Origin of the sequence: Actinomyces sp. oral taxon 175 str. F0384 (assembly GCF_000223355.1) — a bacterium.
In the GTDB taxonomy this organism is placed as follows: domain Bacteria; phylum Actinomycetota; class Actinomycetes; order Actinomycetales; family Actinomycetaceae; genus Actinomyces; species Actinomyces oris.
Genome location: NZ_AFUR01000001.1, coordinates 829,332 through 852,487 on the forward strand (window position 1 = coordinate 829,332; position 23,156 = coordinate 852,487).

20 protein-coding genes are annotated in these 23,156 nt (G+C 68.9%); 12 read left to right on the forward strand and 8 right to left on the reverse strand.

What is annotated here, in order from left to right:
- The first annotated feature begins 9 nt into the window (after positions 1 to 9).
- Positions 10 to 945: a PfkB family carbohydrate kinase gene (locus HMPREF9058_RS03480; protein WP_009405995.1), complete on the forward strand. Its 936-nt coding sequence runs from the start codon at positions 10 to 12 to the stop codon at positions 943 to 945.
- Positions 946 to 1,091: 146 nt separating this feature from the next.
- Positions 1,092 to 4,016 (forward strand): DNA translocase FtsK, encoded by a 2,925-nt coding sequence (locus tag HMPREF9058_RS03485; protein WP_009406321.1) that lies wholly within the window; start codon positions 1,092 to 1,094, stop codon positions 4,014 to 4,016.
- Here the strand turns inward: HMPREF9058_RS03485 and HMPREF9058_RS03490 are convergent.
- A complete protein-coding gene (locus tag HMPREF9058_RS03490; RefSeq protein WP_254654051.1) occupies positions 4,005 to 5,204 on the reverse strand; it encodes a CapA family protein in 1,200 nt (399 codons plus the stop codon). The genes HMPREF9058_RS03485 and HMPREF9058_RS03490 overlap by 12 nt on opposite strands.
- A 382-nt stretch (positions 5,205 to 5,586) precedes the next feature.
- Between HMPREF9058_RS03490 and pgsA the strand changes: the two genes are divergently transcribed.
- The 6 genes from pgsA (at position 5,587) to HMPREF9058_RS03520 (ending at position 9,668) form a co-directional block, all read left to right on the forward strand.
- Positions 5,587 to 6,210 carry a CDP-diacylglycerol--glycerol-3-phosphate 3-phosphatidyltransferase gene (pgsA, locus tag HMPREF9058_RS03495; protein ID WP_009747505.1) on the forward strand — a complete coding sequence of 208 codons (624 nt, stop codon included), beginning with the start codon at positions 5,587 to 5,589 and terminating at the stop codon, positions 6,208 to 6,210.
- Positions 6,211 to 6,226: 16 nt separating this feature from the next.
- The gene (locus tag HMPREF9058_RS03500) at positions 6,227 to 6,748 is read left to right on the forward strand and encodes a CinA family protein (RefSeq protein ID WP_043537765.1); all 522 of its coding nucleotides are present in this window, start codon (positions 6,227 to 6,229) and stop codon (positions 6,746 to 6,748) included.
- A gap of 161 nt (positions 6,749 to 6,909) precedes the next feature.
- The gene (locus HMPREF9058_RS03505) at positions 6,910 to 7,320 is read left to right on the forward strand and encodes a helix-turn-helix domain-containing protein (protein WP_004565236.1); all 411 of its coding nucleotides are present in this window, start codon (positions 6,910 to 6,912) and stop codon (positions 7,318 to 7,320) included.
- A gap of 84 nt (positions 7,321 to 7,404) precedes the next feature.
- Positions 7,405 to 7,668 (forward strand): DUF3046 domain-containing protein, encoded by a 264-nt coding sequence (locus HMPREF9058_RS03510; protein WP_009405619.1) that lies wholly within the window; start codon positions 7,405 to 7,407, stop codon positions 7,666 to 7,668.
- A gap of 267 nt (positions 7,669 to 7,935) precedes the next feature.
- Positions 7,936 to 9,177 carry a recombinase RecA gene (gene recA, locus HMPREF9058_RS03515; protein WP_009747550.1) on the forward strand — a complete coding sequence of 414 codons (1,242 nt, stop codon included), beginning with the start codon at positions 7,936 to 7,938 and terminating at the stop codon, positions 9,175 to 9,177.
- The gene (locus HMPREF9058_RS03520; RefSeq protein ID WP_009405662.1) at positions 9,177 to 9,668 is read left to right on the forward strand and encodes a regulatory protein RecX; all 492 of its coding nucleotides are present in this window, start codon (positions 9,177 to 9,179) and stop codon (positions 9,666 to 9,668) included. Before recA ends, HMPREF9058_RS03520 begins: the two co-directional genes overlap by 1 nt.
- Positions 9,669 to 9,688: 20 nt before the next feature.
- On the opposite strand, the gene HMPREF9058_RS03525 is transcribed toward HMPREF9058_RS03520, so the two are convergent.
- Positions 9,689 to 10,756 (reverse strand): hypothetical protein, encoded by a 1,068-nt coding sequence (locus tag HMPREF9058_RS03525; protein WP_254654052.1) that lies wholly within the window; start codon positions 10,754 to 10,756, stop codon positions 9,689 to 9,691.
- Positions 10,757 to 11,119: 363 nt separating this feature from the next.
- Here HMPREF9058_RS03525 and HMPREF9058_RS03530 point away from each other — a divergent pair, with 363 nt between their 5' ends.
- Complete coding sequence (locus HMPREF9058_RS03530; RefSeq protein ID WP_009405863.1) at positions 11,120 to 12,847, forward strand: formate--tetrahydrofolate ligase; 1,728 nt, start codon at positions 11,120 to 11,122, stop codon at positions 12,845 to 12,847.
- A 65-nt stretch (positions 12,848 to 12,912) separates the two neighbouring features.
- Here HMPREF9058_RS03530 and HMPREF9058_RS03535 read toward each other — a convergent pair whose 3' ends face one another.
- The 4 genes from HMPREF9058_RS03535 to HMPREF9058_RS03550 all read right to left on the reverse strand — a co-directional run bounded on the left by HMPREF9058_RS03535 (position 12,913) and on the right by HMPREF9058_RS03550 (position 18,487).
- Entirely contained in the window at positions 12,913 to 14,307 is a 1,395-nt protein-coding gene (locus HMPREF9058_RS03535; protein WP_009747240.1) for an ABC transporter substrate-binding protein, read from the reverse strand.
- 8 nt (positions 14,308 to 14,315) lie between these two features.
- Positions 14,316 to 15,269 carry a carbohydrate ABC transporter permease gene (locus HMPREF9058_RS03540; protein ID WP_009405720.1) on the reverse strand — a complete coding sequence of 318 codons (954 nt, stop codon included), beginning with the start codon at positions 15,267 to 15,269 and terminating at the stop codon, positions 14,316 to 14,318.
- A gap of 13 nt (positions 15,270 to 15,282) precedes the next feature.
- On the reverse strand, positions 15,283 to 16,194 hold the full coding sequence (locus HMPREF9058_RS03545; protein ID WP_009747303.1) for a carbohydrate ABC transporter permease: 912 nt from the start codon (positions 16,192 to 16,194) through the stop codon (positions 15,283 to 15,285).
- 112 nt (positions 16,195 to 16,306) lie between these two features.
- Entirely contained in the window at positions 16,307 to 18,487 is a 2,181-nt protein-coding gene (locus HMPREF9058_RS03550) for an alpha-galactosidase (protein WP_009406396.1), read from the reverse strand.
- A 190-nt stretch (positions 18,488 to 18,677) separates the two neighbouring features.
- Between HMPREF9058_RS03550 and HMPREF9058_RS03555 the strand changes: the two genes are divergently transcribed.
- The 3 genes from HMPREF9058_RS03555 (at position 18,678) to HMPREF9058_RS03560 (ending at position 21,441) form a co-directional block, all read left to right on the forward strand.
- Positions 18,678 to 19,820 carry an ROK family transcriptional regulator gene (locus HMPREF9058_RS03555; RefSeq protein ID WP_009405726.1) on the forward strand — a complete coding sequence of 381 codons (1,143 nt, stop codon included), beginning with the start codon at positions 18,678 to 18,680 and terminating at the stop codon, positions 19,818 to 19,820.
- 98 nt (positions 19,821 to 19,918) lie between these two features.
- Entirely contained in the window at positions 19,919 to 20,365 is a 447-nt protein-coding gene (locus HMPREF9058_RS13750) for an FAD-dependent oxidoreductase (protein WP_254654053.1), read from the forward strand.
- Between the two features lie 23 nt (positions 20,366 to 20,388).
- Positions 20,389 to 21,441, forward strand: coding sequence for an NAD(P)/FAD-dependent oxidoreductase (locus tag HMPREF9058_RS03560; protein WP_254654079.1), 1,053 nt, complete (start codon positions 20,389 to 20,391; stop codon positions 21,439 to 21,441).
- 4 nt (positions 21,442 to 21,445) lie between these two features.
- On the opposite strand, the gene gcvH is transcribed toward HMPREF9058_RS03560, so the two are convergent.
- Together gcvH and HMPREF9058_RS03570 are read right to left on the reverse strand one after the other, a co-directional pair.
- Positions 21,446 to 21,832, reverse strand: a complete 387-nt coding sequence (gene gcvH / locus HMPREF9058_RS03565) for a glycine cleavage system protein GcvH (RefSeq protein WP_009406011.1) — start codon at positions 21,830 to 21,832, stop codon at positions 21,446 to 21,448.
- Positions 21,833 to 21,877: 45 nt separating this feature from the next.
- On the reverse strand, positions 21,878 to 23,143 hold the full coding sequence (locus HMPREF9058_RS03570) for a glycine cleavage system aminomethyltransferase GcvT (RefSeq protein ID WP_009747522.1): 1,266 nt from the start codon (positions 23,141 to 23,143) through the stop codon (positions 21,878 to 21,880).
- Positions 23,144 to 23,156 lie beyond the last annotated feature (13 nt).

The following is a 23,156-nucleotide window of genomic DNA, read 5'->3' on the forward strand; positions in this document are numbered from 1 at the left end:
GCTTACTGCATGACTCTCTTCCGGCCCGCGTGCTTCATATCCACCGGATCCATCCTCATTGACATCCCCCTCCACGTCAGCAGTGTGCCGACGCCAGGAGGGGCGATCACCGGGGCGTCGTCGGGTCCGGTCGTCGGTGGCGGGTACACCGTGGTCTCGGCCGCAGCCCGGCAGGGTGTTCCCACGGCCCTGGCCGCCACCCTGGGAACCGGACCCAACTCCGCGCGGGTGCGCGAGTCGATGCGGCTGGACCGGGTGGAGCTGCTCGTCGAGGAGCTCGTCGGGGACATCGGCACCTGCACCACGCTCATCGAGCCCTCCGGCCGACGCACCTTCATCACCACCGCGGGTGTTGAGGGCGAGCCTCAGCGTGAGGATCTCGAGAGCATCGACCTCAGGGCCGGGGACTGGGTCTACGCCACGGGTTACGACCTGGCCCACTACACGAGCCGTGGCATCCTGACCGACTGGCTCCTGTCGATCCCCGACGGCGTCGGGCTCGTGATCGACCTCGGCCCGGTGCAGCCCGACATCCCCGACCAGGTGCTCCTTCCGCTGCTGAGGAGGGCAACGATACTGACCGGGAACGACCTGGAGATGGGGCGCCTCGAGAAGCGGCTGGGCGGCACCGGTGCCATCCGGCAGGCCTGCCCTGAAGCACTGATCGTCCACCGAACCGGCGTGAACGGCTGTGTTCTCCACCCGGTGGGCGGTGAGCCGATCGAGGTACCCGGTTTCGTGCGTGAGGTCGTGGACACGACGGGAGCGGGAGACACGCACACCGGTGTCCTGGTCGCCGGCCTCCTGGGCGGGCTCGACGTCGTCGAGGCGGCCAGGCGAGCCAACGCGGCCGCCGCCCACGCCGTGGCCCGCAGCGGCCCGGCCCAGGCACCGCTGTGCGAGGAGATCGATGAGTTCCTCCGCGCCGACGACGAGAGGTCCTGACGGGGGACCGGGGCGCGCCTGCCTCTGCCCTCAGGGGATGAGTCCCCGCACCGGGCCGCGGCACCGAGAAGGTGACGTGTCTCCGGCCGGGGCGGGCGGCGTGGCAAGGTCAATGACACCGAGAATCCGATAGTTTCTGGAGCATCATGGCCAATCGTCGCACCACGAGAACAGCTGCGCCTTCACCGGGAACCGGCGGAGGACGTAATCGCGGCGGCTCCGCTCCAGGGGCCGCACCCTTCTCCGCGCCTGGAACCGGGCCCTCGGGCGGACGCTACCGCCGTACCGGCTGGGCCTTCCTCATCCTGGCTCTCGCAGCGGTGCTGGCACTGCGCGAGTGGTTCGGGATCTCCGGCGCCGCAGGCGATCTCCTGCACCACATCGCCGCGGGCCCCGTCGGCGTCCTGGGTGTCTTCGTGCCCCCGCTCCTGGCGGCGCTGGGCATCGCCATGCTGCGGGCCCACACCCTGGGGGCGGTGCACGCACGGGTCTCCGTGGGCTGCCTGGGGCTGCTGACAGCTCTGACCGGAATGATCCAGGTCGGCAGCGGCAACCCGGTCCTCAAGAACAACCTCGGCGGACTGGAGGCCGCCGGAGGGCTGCTGGGGTGGCTGGTGGGCTACCCGCTGGCGGCTCTGTTCTCCTCCGTGGGGGCCTTCATCCTGTTCCTCCTCCTGACTGCGTTCTCCGCCCTGGTCATGTCCGGCAAGACCGTTGCCGAGATCCGTGACCTGCTGGATCAGTACCGGGCCGCGGACGGTGACGGAGCCTCCCACGGCGCCGATGGATCGGGTGACTCCCTGGCCCGGCGCCTGCTGGGGCGGGTTCGCGGAGGCTCTGGGCGGGCCGGCGCCTCGGGCGCGGACTCGGATCAGACGGCGCTCCTGGACTCCTACGACGGCGACGAGCCCTTCCGCTCCGCCCTGGAGGTGGAGGAGTCGGCCTCTCGTAAACGGGGCAGCGGGCGCCGTAAGCGCTCGGCCGACCGGCAGGCCCAGCAGACGACGATCACCGAGCTCTTCGAGCCGGGCGCCGATCACGGGGCTCACTCCGAGGGCGAGGACTTCGTCATCCCGGACGTGGGCGAGGAGACCGATGTCATCACCTCCCCGGCATCCTCGGCCGCCTCCGCCACCCGGAGCAGGCCCGCCGGCCCGGCAGGCGGCCCCGTGGCCTCCGGCCCGGCCGCAGGAGGGCAGCGCAAACCCTCATCCGCCAAGCGCGGCGCACCGCAGCCGACCCCGCAGTCGCCCTCCGGTTTCGACGCCGTCACTGAGGAGACCCCCGAGGTCGCGCTGGAGGAGCCCGACCTCGCCGACCAGATCGCCATGAGCGACCTGAGCAACATGGCTCTGCCCGACGGATCGACCTACACCCTGCCCGATGACGCGCTGCTCGGTCCCGGCCCGGGCCACTCCACCCGCACCCCCGCCAACGACGCCATTGTGGAGTCCCTGCAGAACGTCTTCGCCGAGTTCAACGTGGACGCCACGGTCACCGGCTACACGCGCGGCCCCCAGGTCACCCGCTACGAGGTCCACCGGGGCCGGGGGGTCAACGTCTCCCGGATCACGGGGCTGGAGAAGAACATCGCCTACGCGGTGGCCTCCGACGAGATCCGCCTGCTCACCCCCATTCCGGGCAAGAGCGCCATCGGCATCGAGATCCCCAACAGCGACCGGGAGATGGTCAAGCTCGGCGACGTCCTGCGCTCCCAGGCCGCGCGCAAGCAGGCGCACCCGCTGGTGGTCGGGCTGGGCAAGAACGTCGAGGGCGACTACGTCGTCACCAACCTGGCCAAGACCCCGCACCTGCTGGTGGCCGGGCAGACCGGTTCGGGTAAGTCCTCCTTCGTCAACTCGATGATCACCTCGATCATGATGCGTGCCACCCCCGAGGAGGTGCGCATGGTGCTGGTGGACCCCAAGCGGGTGGAGCTGACCATCTACGAGGGCATCCCCCACCTCATCACCCCGATCATCACCTCCCCGAAGAAGGCGGCCGAGGCCCTGGAGTGGGTGGTGCGCGAGATGGACGCCCGCTACGACGACCTGGCCTCCTTCGGCTTCAAGCACATTGACGACTTCAACAAGGCGGTGCGCGCAGGAGAGGTCCAGCCCCTGCCGGGATCCCAGCGAGAGCTGAGCCCCTACCCCTACCTCCTGGTCGTCGTCGACGAGCTCGCCGACCTCATGATGACCGCCCCCAAGGACGTGGAGGCCTCCATCCAGCGCATCACCCAGCTGGCCCGCGCTGCCGGGATCCACCTGGTCCTGGCCACCCAGCGTCCCGTCGCCCAGGTGGTCACCGGCCTCATCAAGTCCAACGTCCCCTCGCGCCTGGCCTTCGCCACGGCCTCCCAGCTGGACTCCCGGGTCATCCTCGACCAGAACGGGGCCGAGACGCTCACCGGTCAGGGTGACGCGCTCTACCTGGGCCCGGGCGCCTCCACACCAGTGCGCATCCAGGGCTCGTGGGTCACCGAGTCCGAGATCCGCTCCGTCGTCGAGCACGTCAAGTCCCAGCTGACGCCCGAGTACCGCGAGGACGTCGTCGTCCCGGAGGTCAAGAAGCAGATCGACGAGGAGATCGGTGATGACATGGACCTGCTCCTGCAGGCCGCCGAGCTCATCATCTCCAGTCAGTTCGGCTCCACCTCCATGCTCCAGCGCAAGCTGCGTGTCGGCTTCGCCAAGGCCGGACGGCTCATGGACCTGCTCGAGTCCCGTGAGGTCGTCGGCCCCTCGGAGGGGTCCAAGGCCCGCGATGTCCTCGTCCAGCCCGAGCAGCTCGAGGAGACCCTGGCCTGGATCAAGGGCGAGGGCGGTGCGCCGGGAAGCGCGGAGAGTCCCGAGGCCCCTGACGCCTCTCAAGGCGAGCCCGATTCCGAGGCCCCGGCGGGTGCGGCCGCGAACGAGCCCCGTACTGCGGTCATGCCGTCGAACCGCTACAGCACGGATCCCTTGGAGGTCGCCTCCAGCCTGCCGGAGTCGGAGTCCTGGGACGATACCTCCGCCGATGAGGACTCCGAGGACGCCTGGTCGCTCACTGGCCGCGGCTCATCGTGGTGAGGCGGAGGCCGATGCCGCGCCCTGCGGGGCCGGGTGCGCCCCTGCCCGTGTGATGACCTCTTCCCGACTGGGAATCGTCGGAGCCGGTCCGGTGGGCTTGGGCGGTGTGCCGGCCATGGTCGAGGCGTCCTTGACCTGAGAGGTGAGCAGGCTCCAGCGCCGGTCGATCTGCTCTTTGCTCAGCCCCAGGCCGGCAGGCTGCTCGCCGTTGTGAAGCGCCGCCAGGTCCCTGATCTTGTGGCCGCCGGCGAGATCCATGGTGAACGGGTGCCAGTTCAGCTTGTCCACGCTCACCGAGCCGTCGGCGTGGGAGGTGACGTCGGCCCAGACCAGCTGACCGACGTCGGACAGCGGGGCGCAGCACTCCTCATCCTGGTTCGAGATGTAGTTGCCGGCCGAGTACGACACCCACATCCCCTTGCCCCCGACTCCTCCGGAGAGCTTCTCGGCGGGCTGAGGCACATGGGGATGAGCTCCGAAGAAGATGTCGACCTGCCCGGTGTCGGCCAGGGACTGGGCGTAGGAGATCTGCTTGTCGTTGGGCGTGGTCTCGTACTCCTCACCGAGCTGGGAATGGACGACGACGAGATCGGCACCCGCCGCGCGGGCCGACTTCGCCGCCTTCGTGATGGCGCCGACGTCGTTGAGCGACACGGAGTATCCGGTGGGATCCTCCAGGCCGTTGAGGTCCATGGTCGTGGAGATCTGGGCGACGGTCACGGTGCGCCCGCCCCGCTCCAGCTCGTAGAGCGCGAAGGGCACCGAGGCGTCCTGCTGGCTCCGGTAGGTGCCCGCGTGGCCCAACCCGTGAGCGTCCAGGGCGTCCAAGGTGGCCACGACGCCGGCCTCCCCCCGGTCCGCGGCGTGGTTGGAGGCGGTCGCGCAGCCGTCCCAGCCGGATCTCGCCAAGGCGGCCACGACCTCGCTAGAGGTGCCGAAGGCGGGGTAGCCCGAGTAGACCCCGTCCGGAGCGACGGGCACCTCCATCCCGCACAGAGCCAGATCCAGGCCCTCGACCCAGGGGGTCTCAGCGGCGATGTTGGCGGTGATATCCCCTGAGCCTGCCGGAGTGGACTCCATCACCGGCATATGCATGAGGACGTCGCCGGCGTAACCCACGGTGAAGTGGACGTCCTGCGAGCCGCCGACGCTGGCGGAGGCGGACGGAGTCGGCGATTGAGCCGGCACAGCCTGATCGGAACTCGTTGAGCAACCGTTCACGGCGACGGATGCGGTGAGAACGACGGCGGTCAGCAGGCCAGGACCCCGTGACCTGCGGGTGAGGCCGGTGGAGTCCGGTGAAGATGAGGGGAGAAGAGTGGAGGGGTGCATGATGATGAACGTATGAAGTGAACCTTAAGAGTGTGTGCGCGGTTCGTGCTCGTTCCAATGGTGCGGGGGAGGCTCCCGGATGTCGGCGTGAACCGTGGGTGAGAACGGATCTTATGCCGCGTGTCGTCTGCAATGGGGCATAACGCGTACGGTGCAGGCGTTCGGATGCGAGGCCGTTGAGAAGATGGATCGAGGTTTCTGCGTCGGTGGGAGGTCGTCCGCGACTAGGCTGGACCTGATGAACGCCCCGACCGCCCCGGATGGCGCCGCGCCGTCAGAGCAGGCGCCGCTGCTCAACATCGCCAACGTCCTGACGGTGCTGCGCCTGCTGCTCGTGCCCGTCTTCATCTGGCTCGCCCTGCTGCCCGGGGACCGGGCCAGGCTCGCCGCAGTCGTGGTCTTCGTCGTCGCGGCCTTCACGGACCGCCTGGACGGCCAGCTGGCGCGCTCGTGGGGGCTGGTGACCTCCTTCGGCAAGATCGCCGACCCGATCGCGGACAAGGCACTGACTCTGTCCGCCTTCGTCCTGCTGAGCGTCAACCAACGACTGTGGTGGTGGGTCACCATCCTCATCGTCGTGCGCGAGCTCGGCATCACGGTCATGCGCTTCTTCATGCTGCGTCGTGCCGTCATGGCGGCCTCGCGCGGCGGCAAGATCAAGACGGCGCTGCAGATGGTGGGGCTGGTCGGGCTGCTCACGCCATGGTCCATGCTCATGCTGCCCTCGGGGCCGGCCGCGTTCCTGACCAAGGCGGCCTACGTCATTGTGGCTGCGGCGCTCATCGTCACGGTGGTGACCGGCCTGGACTACGTCCGCGAGGCGATGCTGCTGAGCCGTCAGAACGGGCGGGGCGGCCAGTGACCGCCCGGGGGCCGTGGTGATCGAGGGGGCGTCCGGCGCCGAGGACCGTGTCCGCGCGGCGAGGGCTCTCCTGCACTCCGCAGAGGAGCGCGGAATGACTCTGGCGATCGCCGAGTCGTTGACGGGTGGGCAGGTCGCCTCCAGTCTGGTGGAGGTTCCCGGCGCCTCCCGTGTGCTCGTGGGGGCGGTCGTGGCCTACGCCACCCGGATCAAGGCGCAGGTCCTTGGGGTCGATGCCGCGCACCTGGAGCGGACCGGGCCAGTGGACCGCGATGTCGCCCTGCAGATGGCGCACGGAGTGCGTCGGCTCCTCGGGGCCGATCTGGGACTGGCGACCACCGGGGTGGCCGGGCCGGGGCCGGCCGACGGACATCCGGCCGGAACGGTCCATATCGCCGTCGTCGCTCCTTGGGGGCAGAGGCACCGCGAGCTGCACCTGAGCGGTGATCGCTCGCAGATCCGGTGCGCCACCGTGATGGAGGTGTGCGAGCTGGCCATCGGCTTCCTACAGAAGGACGAGTGTGGGCCGCAGCCCTGATTGCTTCTCAATGACGACTGACCAACTACAGACCGCAGACTAAGACGTATTTCAGATTTCTCTCAGGAATGCCGGTAGAGTGGTTCTCAACGTCACAGGAGCCGGAGACCTGGCCCCACGTGGCGGGAATGAATCCACGACGTGAATGGTTGTGCTAGACGATGAACAACACGACTCACCCCCGCACCACTCGCCCGATCAACAACCGGATGCCGATGCGCCAGGGACCCGGGGCAGGGTACGGTGTGTCCGTGGACACCCCGAAGCACGAGAATGTCGTCCTGCGCCGCGAGATCGGAGAAGTCCTGCGCGGCGTCCGACAGCACCAGGGACGCACGCTGCGCGAGGTCTCCTCGCAGGCCCGTGTCTCCCTGGGGTACCTCTCCGAGGTCGAGCGCGGCCAGAAGGAGGCCTCCTCCGAGCTGCTCGCCTCCATCTGCCAGGCGCTTGACGCCCCCCTGTCCATGGTGCTGCGTGAGGTCTCCGACCGCATTGCCCTGACCGAGGGTGTCATGATTCCGGACACGGTTCCCGATGAGCTCGTGCGTCAGCAGGGGGTCGCCCTGCGGTGACCATCCGCTGACGCTCCGCGTGCGCCGCTCTTGTGGCGCGCAGATCGTTGCCAGTGAGCCGACCTTCCCGGCGGTGGGGCCACAATGAGTGGACTCGCCGCCGGGTTGCCTGTTGACAAAGGGGGAGTGGTGAAGCACTCGGAGTTCTGGAATGCCGTCGAGACGGTCTTCGGTCCGGCCTACGGCCGGTCCCTGGCTCAGGACCTGGTTCTTCCAGGGCTGGGGGTGACCTGCGTGCAGGCGCTCGACGACGGTGTGGCACCGGAGCGGGTCTGGGGTCTTCTGTGTGAGGAGACCGAGCGCTCGGATGCCGAGCGGTGGATCTTCCGCTCGGATCCGCGTCGCTGAGCCCAGGTGACGAGGGTGGATGCGGGGGACAGGTGTGGAGCCGCCGACACGCGCGTGACGATGATGTCACGATCGAACAGGTGTTCGGGTACTGTTCTCCACGAACGACGACGACGCCACGTGAGTCCACAGGGCTGATGCGGGGCGGAGATAGATGTCAGTGGTCAGGCATACCGTCGTTGGTGAGCCCCGGAGAGGGGACCTCGCCGAAGTTGACCAGCCATGCCCGCCGCGGCTGCGCGCCGCCCTGAGAACCGAGGTAGAACAATGCCTGCTGCCAGCCAGACCCAGGACCGCTCCAAGGCCCTGGCCACAGCCCTCGCCCAGATCGACAAGAGCTTCGGTAAGGGATCCGTCATGCGTCTGGGGGACGAGTCCCGTCCTCCGGTCTCCGTCATCCCGACGGGGTCGGTCGCCCTCGACGTGGCTCTGGGAGTCGGAGGGCTCCCGAGGGGACGCATCGTCGAGGTCTACGGGCCGGAGTCCTCCGGAAAGACCACCGTCGCCCTGCACGCCGTGGCCAGCGCGCAGAGGGCCGGCGGGAACGCGGCCTTCATCGACGCCGAGCACGCCCTCGACCCGGTCTACGCCAAGGCCCTGGGCGTCGACATCGACAACCTCCTGGTCTCACAGCCGGACACCGGGGAGCAGGCCCTGGAGATCACCGACATGCTGGTGCGCTCAGGCGGCCTGGACATCATCGTCATCGACTCCGTGGCGGCCCTGGTCCCCAAGGCTGAGATCGAGGGAGAGATGGGGGACTCCCACGTCGGTCTCCAGGCCCGCCTCATGAGCCAGGCGCTGCGCAAGATCACCGGTGCGCTGTCCTCCACCGGCACCACGGCCATCTTCATCAACCAGCTGCGCGAGAAGATCGGTGTGTTCTTCGGCAACCCGGAGACCACCACCGGAGGGAAGGCCCTGAAGTTCTACGCCTCCGTGCGCCTGGATGTACGCCGCATCGGCGGCCTCAAGGACGGGGACCAGCCTGTGGGCAACCGCACCCGGGTCAAGGTCGTCAAGAACAAGATGGCGCCGCCCTTCAAGCAGGCCGAGTTCGACATCCTCTACGGCCAGGGCATCTCCCGCGAGGGCAGCCTGCTGGACCTGGGAGTGGACAACGGCGTGGTGCGCAAGTCGGGGGCCTGGTTCACCTATGGGGAGGACCAGCTCGGTCAGGGCAAGGAGAATGCCCGCAACTTCCTCAAGGACAACCCGCAGCTGGCCGCCGAGATCGAGGAGAAGATCCTCGCCGCCCTGGGCATCGGTGAGCCCGGCCGCAAGGCCCGGGAGGCTGAGGAGCTCGCTGCTGCCGAGGCCGCCGTGGCCGCGGCAGCCGTCCCGGTGGAGAGCGCTGACACCGCCGCCACGAGCGCGGTCAAGACCGCCCGAGGGCGCGGGAAGAAGGCCACCTCCACTGCTAAGACCTCCAAGAGCGTCAAGACCTCCAAGGAGGCGTCGGCGGATGAGTCGGACACCATCTTCGGTGAGGAGGCCGGCGGGTTCTGATGCCCTGGCTCATCCCTGACGCCCATGCGCAGGCGGTCGAGGCGGCGCGGGAGATCGTCCTGCGCCGCCTGGACCGCAGCGCGGCTCCTCGCGCCGCCCTGGCCGAGCTCCTCGAGCGCAAGGAGGTGGACCCCCGTGTAGCCTCCGAGGTTCTTGACCGTCTGGAGGCCGCCGGAGTCATTGACGACACCGCCTACGCGGCCCGCCTAGCGCGCACCCGCTTCGCGGAGAAGGGGGCGGCCAGGCGAGCCATCGCCGAGGAGCTGCGGCGCAAGGGGCTGGGTGAGTCGGACGTCGCCGAAGCCCTCGAGCAGATCAGCTCCGAGGACGAGGACTCAGCGGCGCTGGCGCTGGCTCGCAAGAAGCTCTCCGCCACCGGCCACCTGCCCTGGGAGGTGCGCCGGCGTCGCACCGCGGCCGTGCTGGGGCGCAAGGGCTACAGCCGGGACGTGACCATGCGGGCCATCGCCGAGGCCCTCGCCGAGGAGTAGCCCCGAGGGGAGCCCATGGCTCAGGAGCCCGAGGGCTTGAGGTCCTTCTCGCTGAAGGCGGTCACGGTCGAGATGCCGTCGGCGGAGGTGGAGTACACGAGGTGCTTGTCGTGGGCGCTGGGGACCGGTTTGTTCGGCAGGTCGACTTTCGTGGAGCCGTCGGCGCTGATGTAGCGGAAGGAGAAGGTCTTTCCCTCATCGGCGGTGGAACGAACGATGATGCTGCCGTCGCTCAGGGTGGTGCTGATGGTGTCGGCGGGGTTTCCAATGGTCTTGGAGAGGCACTCAGTGGTCCCGTCCTGAGCGATGCGCAGCTGCCCGAGGTGGTCATAGGTGTCGCCGCTGCCGACCGTGAGGTTGCTCTTGGGTGGAATGGTGCATCCCTTGAGATCCAGGACCTGCGCCCCACTGTCGGTCACAGACTGCAAGCGGCTGTCCGACTGGTCCAGAACCAGGATTCTGGTGGGCGTGGTCCAGATTCGGGCGTCGGCGCTGAGGTCGGGGATGGGTTTGGAGGTGTTGAGCTTGAGGAGATCTGCGGGGTCGGCGGGCTCAGTGCCTCTGAAACGCACCTGCCCCTTCCATGAGTAGAACTCGCCCCGACTGCCGCCGCTCAGTCCCAGCTCCTGCGCGGAGTGACTCACAAGGGCCTGCGAGGAGTCCACGATCTTCACGGCACTCATTCCGCCGTCTGAGCCCAACTGAAGTCCTCCGACCAGCTGCGTGTGCGCCGAGTAGGTGTTGCCATCCTCGGCAAAGGGATCAGACCCCTGCTTCCCAGTGCTGGTGTCGAACCAGTGAAGCTGGCCGCTGACCGGGTGGAGGCGCAGGGTGGAGTCCTCCCGGTTGATCTGGTCGGTGGTGAACCAGTAGGAGACGACACCCAGCGCGTCGTCGTAGCTCATCATGGGAGTCAGTGAGGCGGGATCGGCGCCGCTGGGGACCGGCACGCTCGCCTTCCAGGCCTCCTTGCCGTCCCAGGTCACGTGATGGACCGAGAGATCAGCGGCCGGATCCGTAATCGGGTCGACGTAGGTGAGGCCCTTGTCGTCATAGTTGCTCAGTCCGGGAGCGGTTTTGATGCTCATCGTGGCCTTTGACAGGCCGAGCTTGTCGAGGCCCTTGATGTCCGATGGCGGGTCGACGGTGCCGACAGGGCCCGCGGGCGACGCGCTCGCAGAACTGCTGGCACCGGCCTGCGATGTCCCCGATGTGCCGGAGCATCCCGTCACGGCAAGGCACAGTGACGCCGATGCGGCGAGGGCGGAGAGGACGATCCGACGGTTCACAACAACCTCCATGGTTGGTCGATGGGTAACCGACAGACTAGTCGAATAAGGCTCGGCGTGCTGAAGGTATGACTCTTTGTCAGGAGCAATTAATGTTCCACTGATTGGCGGCTCCATGGCGAAAGACAGAAGCCGGGAGCCGGTTCCGACTAGGCTTCATCCATGACCCAGGTGATTGCGGCCACTGGCGGCTCCGACGCTCCGATCGACCTTCACGCGCTGGCGGCGTCAGCGGGAATAGCTGCCGAATACGTCATTCCCTATGGCCGTGATGTGGCCAAGATCGACCTGCGGGCGCTGGAATCCAGCCAGCACGTGAGTGGCGGTCGGGCGAGTAGCCCTCACTACGTCGTCGTCACTGCGATCACGCCGACGCCTTTCGGGGAGGGCAAGACCACCACGGCCATCGGACTGGCCCAGGGGCTCGCTCGCCTGGGAGAGCAGGCGGTTCTCACCCTGCGCCAGTCGGCCATGGGCCCCACCTTCGGCATCAAGGGCGGAGCCGGAGGCTCCGGAGGCGCCCGCATCCTGCCGGCCGAGCGGATGAACCTGCACCTGACCGGCGACTTCCACGCCATCACCGCCGCCCACAACCTCCTGTCGGCGATGATCGACAACCACCTGCACCACGGCAATGAGCTCGACATTGACGAGCGCACCATCACCTGGCCCCGGGTCCTGGATGTCAACGACCGCGCCCTGCGCCATATCGTCTCCGGCCTGGGGGCCAAGATCGACGGTGTCACCCGGCAGGCATCCTTCGACATCACCCCGGCCAGCGAGCTCATGGTCATCATGTCGCTGGCCACGGACCTGGCCGACCTGCGCAGGCGCCTGGGGCGCATCGTCATCGGCCGAAGCCGCGGCGGGGAGTGGATCAGCGCCGAGGACCTCAAGGCGGCCGGCGCCATGTGCGCCGTCCTGCGCGATGCGCTCGAGCCCAATCTCCTGCGCACCGGCGAGGGCACCCCCGTCCTGGTCCATACCGGCCCCTTCGGCAACATTGCCACCGGCTGCTCATCGGTCATCGCCGACCGCGTCGCCGCGGCAGGAGCCCGCGACGGCGGCTACATCCTCACCGAGGCCGGCTTCGGATCCGACATGGGCCTGGAGCGCTTCATCGACCTCAAGTGCGCCGTCTCCGGGATGCACCCGAGCGTCGCCGTCGTCGTGGTCACCATCAGGGCGCTCAAGGCCCACAGCGGACGCCACCGCCTCGTCAGCGGCAAGGACCTGCCCGAGGAGATGCTCCAGGAGAACGTCGATGACGTGCGCGACGGCGCCGCCAACCTGCTCAAGCACCTGCAGATCGTGCGGGGCTTCGGCATCACCCCGGTCGTGGCCGTCAACGTCTTCCCCACCGACCACGACGCCGAGATCGAGGAGGTGACGCGTATCGCCGGGGACGCCGGAGCCCGGGTCGCGGTCTGCCACCCCGTCACCAGGGGAGGCGAGGGCTGCCTCGACCTGGCCGGAGCCGTCGTCGAGGCCTGCCAGGAGGCGGGAGAGCCGGCCAGCAGCCGACCCGCCTACGAGCCGCAGGACGACCTGTGCACCAAGATCTCCAAGCTCGCCGACCTCTACGGCGCCGACGGCGTGGACTACACCCCCGCCGCGAGCAGGCTGCTGGAGGCCTACGAGCAGGCAGGCTTCGGCCACCTGCCCGTCATCGTCGCCAAGACCCCGCTGTCCCTGTCCGCTGAACCCGGCCGCAAGGGTGTGCCCACCGGGTGGCGCCTGCCGGTGCGCGAGGTGCGCCTGGCCGCGGGGGCCGGCTACGTCTACGCGATCTGCGGCAGCCTGTCGACCATGCCGGGGCTGCCGAGCCGGCCAGCCGCCGAGCGCATCGACGTCGACCTCGACACCGGGCAGATCGTGGGGCTGCGTTGACGATCGCGGGCCGGGTCCGGCGATGTACCGGACCCGGCCCGTGGTGGTCACGAGCAACCGAGCTGTCAGCTCTTCTTGTGCTTGGACGTCTTGAACAGGAGGTTGACCTGCTCGTTGTACTTCGTCAGCGTTGAGGCCGGCACCCGGTTGGCCCACAGGTCGTCCGTCGCCGGCTTCATGATGGCGCCCACATCCGCCCCGAAGTAGGTCAGTGGGAAGAAGAACGTGGACTTGTCCTCCAGGTGCTGGGTGAAGGGCTTGGTGGGAAGCCCCGTCTCCTCGAAGACCTTGACGGCCTTCTTCGTGGAGGAGGCGATCGCTGGGAAGACGATTCCGTGAGAGGCCACGATGTCCTGCGCCTCAGCGGTTCCCAGGAAGGCCACCCACTTGGAGGCGTTGTCGATATTGGCCGACTGCTTGGAGATTGAGTCGCCCAGCCCGTTGAACAGGGAGACCGACTTGCCGTTGGGGCCCACGGGGTTCGCCGCGATCCCGACCTTGACGTCGAGCTTGGCGTAGGTGCCGAACATCCACGACCCGTTGAAGCACATGGCGATCTTGCCGCTGCCGAGTTGGACATCGGTGCTGGTCGTGGAGGAGAAGGCGCCGCGCGGAGGCATGTATCCCTTGTCCACCAGGCCGAAGTACCAGTCCATCGTGTCCTGGAAGACCTTCTCGTCGTAGCGGTAGTGGTCACCCCAGGTTTCCTTGTTCGTGTAGAACCAGTCGCCGGCTGAGCCGGTGAAGGGGCTCCACTGGGTCTGGCCGTCCCCGGTACCGGCGTCCTGGATACCCAGGCCGTAGACGGCCACGCGGTTCTTATCGAAACCGGGCTCATCTCCGCGCACGCCGTTCTTGTCCACGGTCAGGCGGGCCAGGACCTTCTCGAAGGTTCCGCCGTCAGCGGGGTTCCAGGACCAGTCGGCCAGGTCCGCCTCGGACAGGCCCGCCTGGGCGAGCATGTCCCGGTTGTAGAAGACCGCCACGGTGTCCCAGTCCTTGGGGCAGCCGTACTGGTGGCCGTCCTCCCCCTTCCACAGGTCGATGAGGCCCTCCTGGAAGGCGGACTCGTCGACGCCCGCCCAGGCGGCCTGCTTCTCCAGCGGGACCAGGACCTCCAGGTCCACGAACTGGGCGAACTTGGAGATGTGGTCGGTGAAGGCGTCCGGGCCGGTCCCGGCGATGAAGCCGGCCGTCAGCTTGGTCCAGTAGTCACCCCAGGCGATCTGGGTGATGTTGACCTTGATGCCGGTCTTGGCCTCGAAGGCCTTGGCGCAGGCCTCATAGGCGGGCAGCTGGCTGGCGTCCCACATCCAGTACTCGACGGCGCCGGCTCCCGACTTCCTGGAGCCGCCGGAGCAGGCGGCCAGGGTCAGGGCGGCCGCGCCCGAGGCCAAGCCGCACAGGAGGCCTCGGCGCGACAGTGAGGAGCGAAGAGGGCTGATCGGTTGAGTCGTCATCTGGTGCCTCACTTGATTCCGGTAAAGCCGATGGAGTTGACGATGCGCCGGGCGAAGGCCATGAACAGCAGGAGCATCGGGAGGGCGGCCACGAGCGTGGCGGCCATGAGCCCGGCCCAGTCGGGACCGGTCTGAGGGGCCTGGGAGCGGAAGACGGCCAGAGCCACCGTGAGTACCCGCGAGGAGTCCGTGTAGGAGACCAGCAGGGGCCAGAAGTAGTCATTCCAGGCCGTGATGTAGGTCAGGATCGCCAGCGTCGAGATCGGGGCCTTGGCCATGGGCAGGATGAGGGTGAAGAACACCCGGACCTTGGAGGCTCCGTCGAGCAGGGCGGCCTCCTCCAGCTCGCGCGGGATATTCATGAAGAACTGTTTGAGGAAGAACACCGCGAAGGGCGTCATGAACATGGTCGGCAGTGCCACCCCGAGGAAGGTGTCGATGAGGTGGAGCTGCTTGACCAGCACGAAGTTGGGCAGGAGCGTGAAGATCGAGGGGACCATGAGGGCGCCCAGGAACACGGCGAAGACCGTGTCGCGTCCCCTCCAGCGCAGGCGGGAGAAGGAGTAGGCGGCCATCGCTGAGAAGAACACCTGCCCCACGGTGACCAGTGTGGAGATGATGACCGAGTTGCGCAGGTAGAGCCAGAAGTTGATGGCTGCGCCGCTGCCGCCGTCGGCCAGTGCCTCCTCAGTGGACTGCATGCCGAAGACACGGGCGAAGCCGCGCAGGTTGATGTCCACCGGCAGCAGGCTGGTGGGGTGGGCGGTGATGCCCGCGTTGGAGGACAGTGCCGTACGCAGGACCCAGTAGAAGGGCAGGAGCGTGAACAGCATGATGAGGATCATCGCCGCCCAGGCCAGGGCCTTGCCGACGGTGAACCGGCGCCCCGGGGCCTCGGAGGACGCCGCAGCGGGCGCCTTGGGGGACGGTGCGGAGGAGACGGATGCGGTTGTCGTTGTCATGGGTGGTCCTCCTTCAGTCCAGGTCCGTCTCGCCGGCACGGGTCATGCGGTACTGCAGGATCGTGATCGCCGCCAGGACGAGGAGCAGCCCCACCGCCATGGCGGAGGCGTATCCGAACTGGAAGCGTCCGAAGGCCATGTCGTAGATGTAGTACTGCAGCACGCGGGTGGCGTTGACGGGGCCGCCCTGGGTGGCCACCGAGACGGTGTCGAAGACCTGGAAGGAACCGATCATCGTCATGATGAGCACCAGCGCCAGGATGGGACGCAACAGCGGGACGGTGATCCGCCAGAACATCCTCCACTCGCTGGCGCCGTCCATCTTGCCCGCCTCATAGACCGTGTTCGGGATCGACTGCAGACCCGCGAAGATGAGCAGGGCCGTGTAGCCCACGTGCCGCCACACGTTGATGATGGCAATGGTGGGGATGGCCATCGACGAGGAGAAGAAGTCGACGGCTGAGCCCGTCAGGGACTCCAGGAGCTGGTTGGTGATGCCCAGCGTGTTGTCCAGGATCCACAGCCACAGCATGGCGGCGACCACGTTGGAGACGAGGTAGGGCGTCAGCACGATGGAGCGCACGAAGGTGGACTGGGTCAGGCGCTGCATGAGGACGGCGATGAGGAGCGCCAGGATCGTCTGCAGACCGATGTTGATGACCACGTACTCCACGGTGACGACGACGGCGTTCCAGAAGGTGTCGTCCTGGGCCATGCGCTTGTAGTTGTCCAGGCCGGTGAACTCCTCGGGAGTCAGGAGGTTGTACTCGGTGAAGGACAGCCAGATGCCTCGGATGAGGGGCCAGATGTAGAAGGCGACGAGGCCGATCGTCGCCGGGAGGATGAAGGCGAGGCCGAGCTTGAGGTCGGAGCGTGGCTTGCGTTGCCGACGCGATGGTCGTGCGAGCAGGGTCGAGGTTGACATCGGGTCTCCAAATCGACGGTGATGAGGGAAAACGGGTCGAAGACGGACGGGCGGGGTAGGGGCGGGTAGAAGAAGAGAGGACGGATCAGCGACTCGGAGGATCGCTGAGCCGTCAGTCGACGGCGCTCGCGCGCAGCAGGATGAGGTGGTCGGGGTGCAGCACCGGCAGTGCCAGACCCGTGGTGGTCAGGTAGGAGCCCGGCAGGGTGACGCCCTGGGCCATCCAGCCCGCTGCCAGGCGCAGCTCGGGGTAGGTCGGCGCCGCCAGGCGCACGTGGTAGCGGCGCGAGGGGTCCAGGCCGGGCAGAGGTCGCGGTGCCGTGGGCCAGGCCAGGAGCTGGCCCAGCGAGGCGATCTCGAACAGGGCGTCGGAGCCGTCAGGGGCGACGACCCCCTCGATGCGCAGCACGTCGTCGTCGGGCAGGTCCGCGTGGACCGTCACCCCCGAGTGCAGCAGGCCGCGCAGCTCCTTGTGCAGCGCGATGATGGAGGCCAGGCGCTCGCGGGTGGCGTCGTCGGCCTCGGTGAGGTCCCACTCCACACCCATATGGCCCCACAGGGCGGTACCGGCCCGGAAGTCGAGATCGAGGTCGCGCAAGGTGGTGTGGGCCCGTCCCGAGCCGACGTGGGTGCCCACCATCTCGGGAGGAAGCAGCAGCGTGGTGCCGCGCTGGATGTTCTGGCGGTCGTGAGCGTCGATGCAGTCCGAGGCCCACACCCGCTGAGTGCGCTCCATGATCCCCAGGTCGATGCGGCCGCCGCCGCCGGCGCAGGACTCGATCTCCAGGGAGGGGAAGCGCTCATGGAGCGCATCCAGGAGACGGTAGACGGCCAGGGTCTGGTCGTGGATGGCGGCCGCCCCCGGACGCCCCGCGGTGGGGTCGGAGACCTCATGCCCCGTGGCCAGCAGAGGGGAGTTGTGGTCCCACTTGAGGTAGGCGATGTCCAGGCGCTCCACGAGGGTGGAGATGGCATCGAACAGGTAGTCCCAGGCGCCGGGGGCGGTCAGGTCCAGGACCCGCTGGTGGCGGTGCTCGGGTGCTCCGCCGGCGCCGTCGGACAGGATCCACTCCGGGTGGGCGCTGGCCAGCTCGGAGTCGACGTTGACCATCTCCGGCTCGAACCACAGGCCGAACTCCATGCCCAGGGCGTGGACGTGCTCCACGAGAGGCTCCAGACCGTTCGGCCAGGCCTCCGGGGAGACCTGCCAGTCGCCCAGCCCCGAGGTGTCGTCGCGGCGGGAGCCGAACCAGCCGTCGTCCAGGACGTAGCGCTCGATACCGACCTGGGCGGCGGCGTCGGCCAGGGCCTTGAGCTTGTCCAGGTCATGGTCGAAGTAGACGGCCTCCCAGGTGTTGAGCAGCACCGGGCGGGGACGGGTGGGGTGGGAGGGGCGCGAGCGCAGCCAGGCGTGGCTGCGCTGGGCCAGGGCGTCCAGGCCCTCGCCCCAGGAGAAGACCGTCCACGGAGAGGTGTAGGTCTGCCCCGGGGCCAGCGAGACCTCGCCCGGCAGGAGCAGCTCTCCGGCTCCCAGGAGCTTGCGGCCCGAGGCTGGGTTCATCGCCAGGTGACGGACGTTGCCGGACCATGCCGCGTGAACGCCATGGACGCGTCCGCTGCGCCAGCCGAAGCCGGTGGGGCCGGCGGCCAGCCAGGTGACGGCGTCGTGCCCCGGGCGTCCCTCCCAGGACTCGCGCAGGCGGGTACCCGGGGTGAAGGGGGTGCGCACGAGCCGGCGCTCCTGGACATGGTGTCCGGTGGTGTCCAGCAGCTCGTCGGCGCTGTCGGGCAGCGGCAGTACCGGCGTGAGCTCGCCGACGACGAGGTCGGCCCCCTGCTCGCCGTCGGACTCGGGGCGGTCATTGCGGACCCAGGCGCGCAGACGTACCAGGCCGCAGGCCTCCAGACGCAGCTCAGTACCCAGGGTCAGCTCGTGGGCGGCGTCGGTTCCGCTGGAGCGCACAACGAGGGCGGGCCCGGCCGGGGTGTCCTCGGAGCCCTCCTCGTGGGTGAAGGCGGTGGGGTGGGGTGAGAAGGCCGAGCCGTCGGTGCGTGAGAGCGCCACGGCGGGGCGCGCGTTCCAGCCCAGGTGGGCCAGGGGCAGGATCGGCAGGTCGTTGGTGATCCAGGCGGTGTTGGTGCCCAAGGACGTCTCGGCGGCCAGGGCCGCGTCGGACAGGTCGTCACCGCTGACGTCACCCAGGTCAGGGCCCCAGTGGCGCACCACCGGGAAACGGTCCTCGGGCAGGTCGAGGACCACGGAGGTGTCGGCGCATCGCAGATGGAGGGTCATCATCGTCCTTCCAGGGGAGGGGGAGGAACCGGGAGCGATTCCTTGTAGGATGAAAATAATTGACAATGTTAGATTTTGCAAGGGTTTGCTCTACAGTGTCGGTACGACGTGGACGGCGGTGAACGTCGTCCCAGGTCACAGGCCGTGCGGTCCCAGTGGCAGCTGACGACGATGGGAGTGGGAGTCGACGATGGGCGATGGACGCAGCCTCGGCGCCAGGGCGCTGCTCGCCCTGATCTCCGCCGGCCCCATGAGTCGCGGCGACCTCGCCGAGCGCCTGGGGCTGTCCGCGGCGACGACGACACGTACGGTGCGCCCCCTCATCGAGGCGGGACTCATCGAGGAGCAGCCGCCGGTGGAGGTGGCCGGGCCGGGGCGACCCACCCGCCTGCTGGCCGTCGTCCCGAGCAGTGCCACCGTTGCAGGCATCAAGCTCACAGATGACCGCCTCTACGCCGTCCTGACCGATCCGCTGGGTGAGGTCCTCATCAGTGACTCTCGGCCGTTGACCGACACCGATGCCGGCTCCGTGACCGCCCTCATCGCCTCGGTGGTGGTGCAGCTGGCCGAGCGCAGCGGGCGACGGCCCGATGCCATCGGAATCTCCCTGGGGGCGGCCGTCGTCGGGAGACGGACTGTGGTGGTGGCCAGCTTCCTGGGATGGCGCAACGTACCTCTGGCCGCCATGGTCGCCGAGGCCACCGGGCTGCCCTGCGTCGCGGCCAACGACGTGCGCGCCTTCGCCTACGCCGAGGCGTGGTTCGGGGCCGGCCGCGGGAAGGACCCCTTCGCGATGGTCACCTTGGGGGCTGGAATCGGCTGCGGGGTCGTGGTGGCCGGTGAGGTCGTCTCCGGTGCGCAGGGGGCGGCCGGCAGTGTCGGGCACCTGCCGGTGGATCCCTCGGGGCCCAGCTGCGAGATCGGGCACCCCGGGTGCGCTCGGGCCCTCGCCTCGACCCCCGGGATCCTGCGGGCGGCCGCCGAGCACCTGGAGTGTGAGGCCAGCGAGCTGAGTCTCGATCTGCTCCTGAGTCCCGACATGCGTCGCCACAACGGCGTCGACGACGTCCTACGGCGTGCAGTGCTGGCGATCGGAAGGGTCGTGGGGACTCTCATCGCCTACGTCGATCCCGAGCTCGTCGTCGTCTCCGGGGAGGGGGTCGCCGTGGTGGAGACCTACCGCGAGGTCTTTGATAAGGAGGTGGGCGGTCTGCGGCACTGGGCCGCGGCGCCCGTGCCCGTCCTGCTGCGTCCCTTCGAGTTCGACGAGTGGGCGCGTGGGGCGGCCGCTCTGGCCCTGGATCAGTGGACGGTGGTCGCAGGCGGCCGGTGAAGGCGGCTCTTGGCCGGGCGCGGCACTGTGACAGGAACCATGTCTGGGAAATAGGTCCTAGCGTGATCTTGGAATAAGGGTGCCCTTAGATTGTGCCCATGAGTCGTCGCACCACCATTGCCCTGTCGACCGCCGGCCTCCTGGCCGCCGGAGCCGCCCTCGCACTGGCCGTACGTCCGGCCCGCCACGACGTCCCCGACGTCGCCGCCGGCACGGGCAGCCGCCGTCCGCCCCGCGTCGTCATTGCCGGTGGCGGCTACGTCGGCTTCTGCGTCGCCCGGGCCCTGCGCGCCCAGCTCAACCTCGACCAGGTCGAGATCGCCATCATCGACTCGCGCGCCTACATGACCTACCAGCCCTTCCTGCCGGAGGTCGCGGCCGGCTCCATCCAGCCGCGCCACGTCGTCGCCCCCCACCGCCGTAACCTCGACGGCGTCACCATCATCACCGGCGCCGTCACCGCCATCGACCACGCGGGCCGCACCGTCACCGTGCGTCCCCGACCCCCCAGTCCACGCACGAGCGGGTCGAGCCCTACACCCTGACCTACGACCACCTCGTCATCGCCCTGGGCGCCGAGGCCCGCACCCTGCCGATCCCCGGCCTGGCGGAGCAGGCCATGGGCTTCAAGCAGGTCGAGGAGGCCACCGCCCTGCGCAACCGGGTGCTCACCCGCATCGAGGACGCCGCCTCCACCTGGGACACCGAGCGCCGCAGGCGCCTGCTCACCTTCGTCTTCGTCGGAGGAGGCTTCGCGGGCGTCGAGGCCATCGCCGAGCTGGAGGACATGGCACGCGCGACCGTGCGCACCATCCCTTCCATCGAGCAGCGCGACGTCCGCTTCGTCCTCGTCGAGGGCTCGCGCCGCATCCTGCCCGAGCTCACCGAGGAGCTCTCCGGCTACGGGCTGCAGCAGCTGCGCGAGCGTGGCATCGACGTGCGGCTCAACACCTTCCTCAGCTCCTGCGTCGACGGCCACGTCGTCCTGTCCGACGGCACCGAGTTCGACGCCGACACCATCGTGTGGACCGCCGGCGTCAAGGCCGCCCCGGTGCTGCAGACCGCCTCCGACCTGCCCATCGATGCCCGCGGCCGGGTCACCGCGCTGCCCACCCTCCAGGTGGCGCGCGACGGCGCGCCGGTCGAGGGAGCCTGGGCCGCCGGCGACTGCGCCGCCGTTCCTGACCTGACCTCCGAGGACCCCGAGGCCACCTGCGCCCCCACCGCCCAGCACGCGGTGCGTCAGGCCAAGCTGCTGGCCGACAACCTCGTGGCCGTCCTCGCCGCCGGGGACGAGAACGGTGTGCCTCTGAAGTCCTACGCGCACGCGAACTTGGGCACCGTGGCCTCCCTGGGCATCGGCAAGGGCGTCGCCCGCATCATGGGCCGGGACCTGCGCGGCTTCACCGCCTGGACCGCTCACCGCGGCTACCACGTCTACGCGATGCCGACCCTCAACCGGAAGGTGCGCATCATGATGGACTGGCTGGCCGCCGTCGTCTTCCGTCGCGACCTGGCCTCCTTCGGCTCCATCGCCGAGCCCGGCGCGGCCTTCGCCACGGCGGCCCGTCACGACGCCGACCTCGCCGCCCGCCGCAAGGCCGCCGACAGCGGGGCCTGAGCGCTCAGCCGTCGACGACGGCGTCGAACTTGTCTGCGTAGTCCTGGGCGCTGAGCAGATCTCCCTCAGCGCTGACCGTCACCGTGAACAGCCAGCCGGCACCGTAGGGGTCCTCGTTGATGGTGCCCGGCTCGTCGACGACCGCATCGTTGACGGCGACGACGGTGCCGCTCACGGGCGAGACGAGGTCCGAGACGGACTTGGTCGACTCGAGCTCGCCGCAGGGCTCGCCCGCCTCGACCTGGGCGCCGACCTCGGGCAGGTCGACGAAGACGACCTCACCGAGAGCATCGGCGGCGACGGTAGTGATGCCCACGCATGCGGGCTCACCGTCCTCCAGCCACTCGTGGTCGATGCTGTAGCGCAGGTGGGCGTGTACGCTCTGAGCCATGATGGGGTCCTTCCTGTCAGGTGGTGGTGGGTGGTGCGGGACGCCTTATCGGGTCCGCTTGTAGAAGGGGGAGTCGACGACCGTGACCTCCAGCGGCCTGCCGCGCACGTCGGCGACGAGCACCGTGCCCACGGGCCAGGCGGGGGCGTCCTCACTCCAGGGACGCAGGAGCGCCAGGGCCACGGGGTGACCCAGGGTGGGTGACAGCAGGCCGGAGGTCACGGTACCGAGCACCTCGCCGTCGTCGCCCAGTACCGGCGCACCGGCCCGGGCCGCACGTCGACCCTCAGCGGTCAGAGCGACCAGCACTGAGGTTCCCTCAGCGCCCTCCTGCTCGGCCCGGGCGGCCAGGGCGTCACGTCCGACGAAAGCGCCCTTGTCGAGCCGCACCACCATGCCCAGGCCGGCGTCGTAGGGCGTCATCCCCTCGTGGAGCTCGTGCCCGTACAAGGGCATCCCGGCCTCCAGTCGCAGAGAGTCGCGCGCCGCCAGCCCGCAGGGGGTCAGCGCCGGCACCGGCTCGCCGTCGATGACGGTGGGCTCCAGGGCCGCCGCGGCACTGGTGATGACCGTCCACAGGTCCACGGCGTCCTCCGCGCCGCAGAACAGCTCGAAGCCGTCCTCACCCGTGTAGCCGGTACGGGCCAGCAGCACCGAGTGCCCCGCCGCCGTCGCCCTGACGGCAGCGTAGAAGCGCAGGCGCTCCAAGAGCGTGGGACCGCACAGCACGTCCGGTCCGCAGTCTTCCTCCTCCGAGCCCTCAAGGGGCCTGAGGGCGCCGGGCATGGCGGCACCGGACTCGACGACGCCGACGAGCACCTCCTGTGCCCGCGGCCCCTGGACGGCGATGAGGCAGGTGCGCAGAGAGATGTCCTCGACCGTGCAGTCGAAGCCCGCGCAACGGGCGACCAGCTCGGCGGCGACGCGCTCGCGGTTGCCGGCGTTGGGCACCACGAGGTACTCCTCGTCGCCCACGTGGTAGACGATGAGATCATCGATGACCCCGCCGGAGGGCGAGACGATCATCGTGTAGCGGGCGCGCCCCACCGCCACGGCCGACAGGGCCCCCACGAGCGCGTGGTCCAGGGCGGCGCCCGCCTCGGGGCCGGCGACCTTGACCTCACCCATGTGGGACAGGTCGAAGATCCCCGCGCTGCGGCGCACCGCGTGGTGCTCGGCCAGGTCAGAGGTGTAGCGCAACGGCATCTGCCAGCCGCCGAAGTCGGTGAAGGACGCGCCCAGGGCCGTGTGCACGCGGTGCAGGGGCGTGGTGCGCAGGACGGATGCGCCGGTCTCGGTGTGCTCGCTCATCGCTGTCTCCTCG

Coding starts and splice junctions, on each gene's coding strand:
- HMPREF9058_RS03480 (WP_009405995.1), top strand. CDS start 10: ATGACTCTCTTCCGGCCCGCGTGCTTCATATCCACCGGATCCATCCTC.
- HMPREF9058_RS03485 (WP_009406321.1), top strand. CDS start 1,092: ATGGCCAATCGTCGCACCACGAGAACAGCTGCGCCTTCACCGGGAACC.
- pgsA (WP_009747505.1), top strand. CDS start 5,587: ATGAACGCCCCGACCGCCCCGGATGGCGCCGCGCCGTCAGAGCAGGCG.
- HMPREF9058_RS03505 (WP_004565236.1), top strand. CDS start 6,910: ATGAACAACACGACTCACCCCCGCACCACTCGCCCGATCAACAACCGG.
- HMPREF9058_RS03510 (WP_009405619.1), top strand. CDS start 7,405: ATGAGTGGACTCGCCGCCGGGTTGCCTGTTGACAAAGGGGGAGTGGTG.
- recA (WP_009747550.1), top strand. CDS start 7,936: ATGCCTGCTGCCAGCCAGACCCAGGACCGCTCCAAGGCCCTGGCCACA.
- HMPREF9058_RS03520 (WP_009405662.1), top strand. CDS start 9,177: ATGCCCTGGCTCATCCCTGACGCCCATGCGCAGGCGGTCGAGGCGGCG.
- HMPREF9058_RS03525 (WP_254654052.1), bottom strand. CDS start 10,756: ATGAGCATCAAAACCGCTCCCGGACTGAGCAACTATGACGACAAGGGC.
- HMPREF9058_RS03530 (WP_009405863.1), top strand. CDS start 11,120: ATGACCCAGGTGATTGCGGCCACTGGCGGCTCCGACGCTCCGATCGAC.
- HMPREF9058_RS03535 (WP_009747240.1), bottom strand. CDS start 14,307: ATGACGACTCAACCGATCAGCCCTCTTCGCTCCTCACTGTCGCGCCGA.
- HMPREF9058_RS03540 (WP_009405720.1), bottom strand. CDS start 15,269: ATGACAACGACAACCGCATCCGTCTCCTCCGCACCGTCCCCCAAGGCG.
- HMPREF9058_RS03545 (WP_009747303.1), bottom strand. CDS start 16,194: ATGTCAACCTCGACCCTGCTCGCACGACCATCGCGTCGGCAACGCAAG.
- HMPREF9058_RS03550 (WP_009406396.1), bottom strand. CDS start 18,487: ATGACCCTCCATCTGCGATGCGCCGACACCTCCGTGGTCCTCGACCTG.
- HMPREF9058_RS03555 (WP_009405726.1), top strand. CDS start 18,678: ATGGGCGATGGACGCAGCCTCGGCGCCAGGGCGCTGCTCGCCCTGATC.
- HMPREF9058_RS13750 (WP_254654053.1), top strand. CDS start 19,919: ATGAGTCGTCGCACCACCATTGCCCTGTCGACCGCCGGCCTCCTGGCC.
- gcvH (WP_009406011.1), bottom strand. CDS start 21,832: ATGGCTCAGAGCGTACACGCCCACCTGCGCTACAGCATCGACCACGAG.
- HMPREF9058_RS03570 (WP_009747522.1), bottom strand. CDS start 23,143: ATGAGCGAGCACACCGAGACCGGCGCATCCGTCCTGCGCACCACGCCC.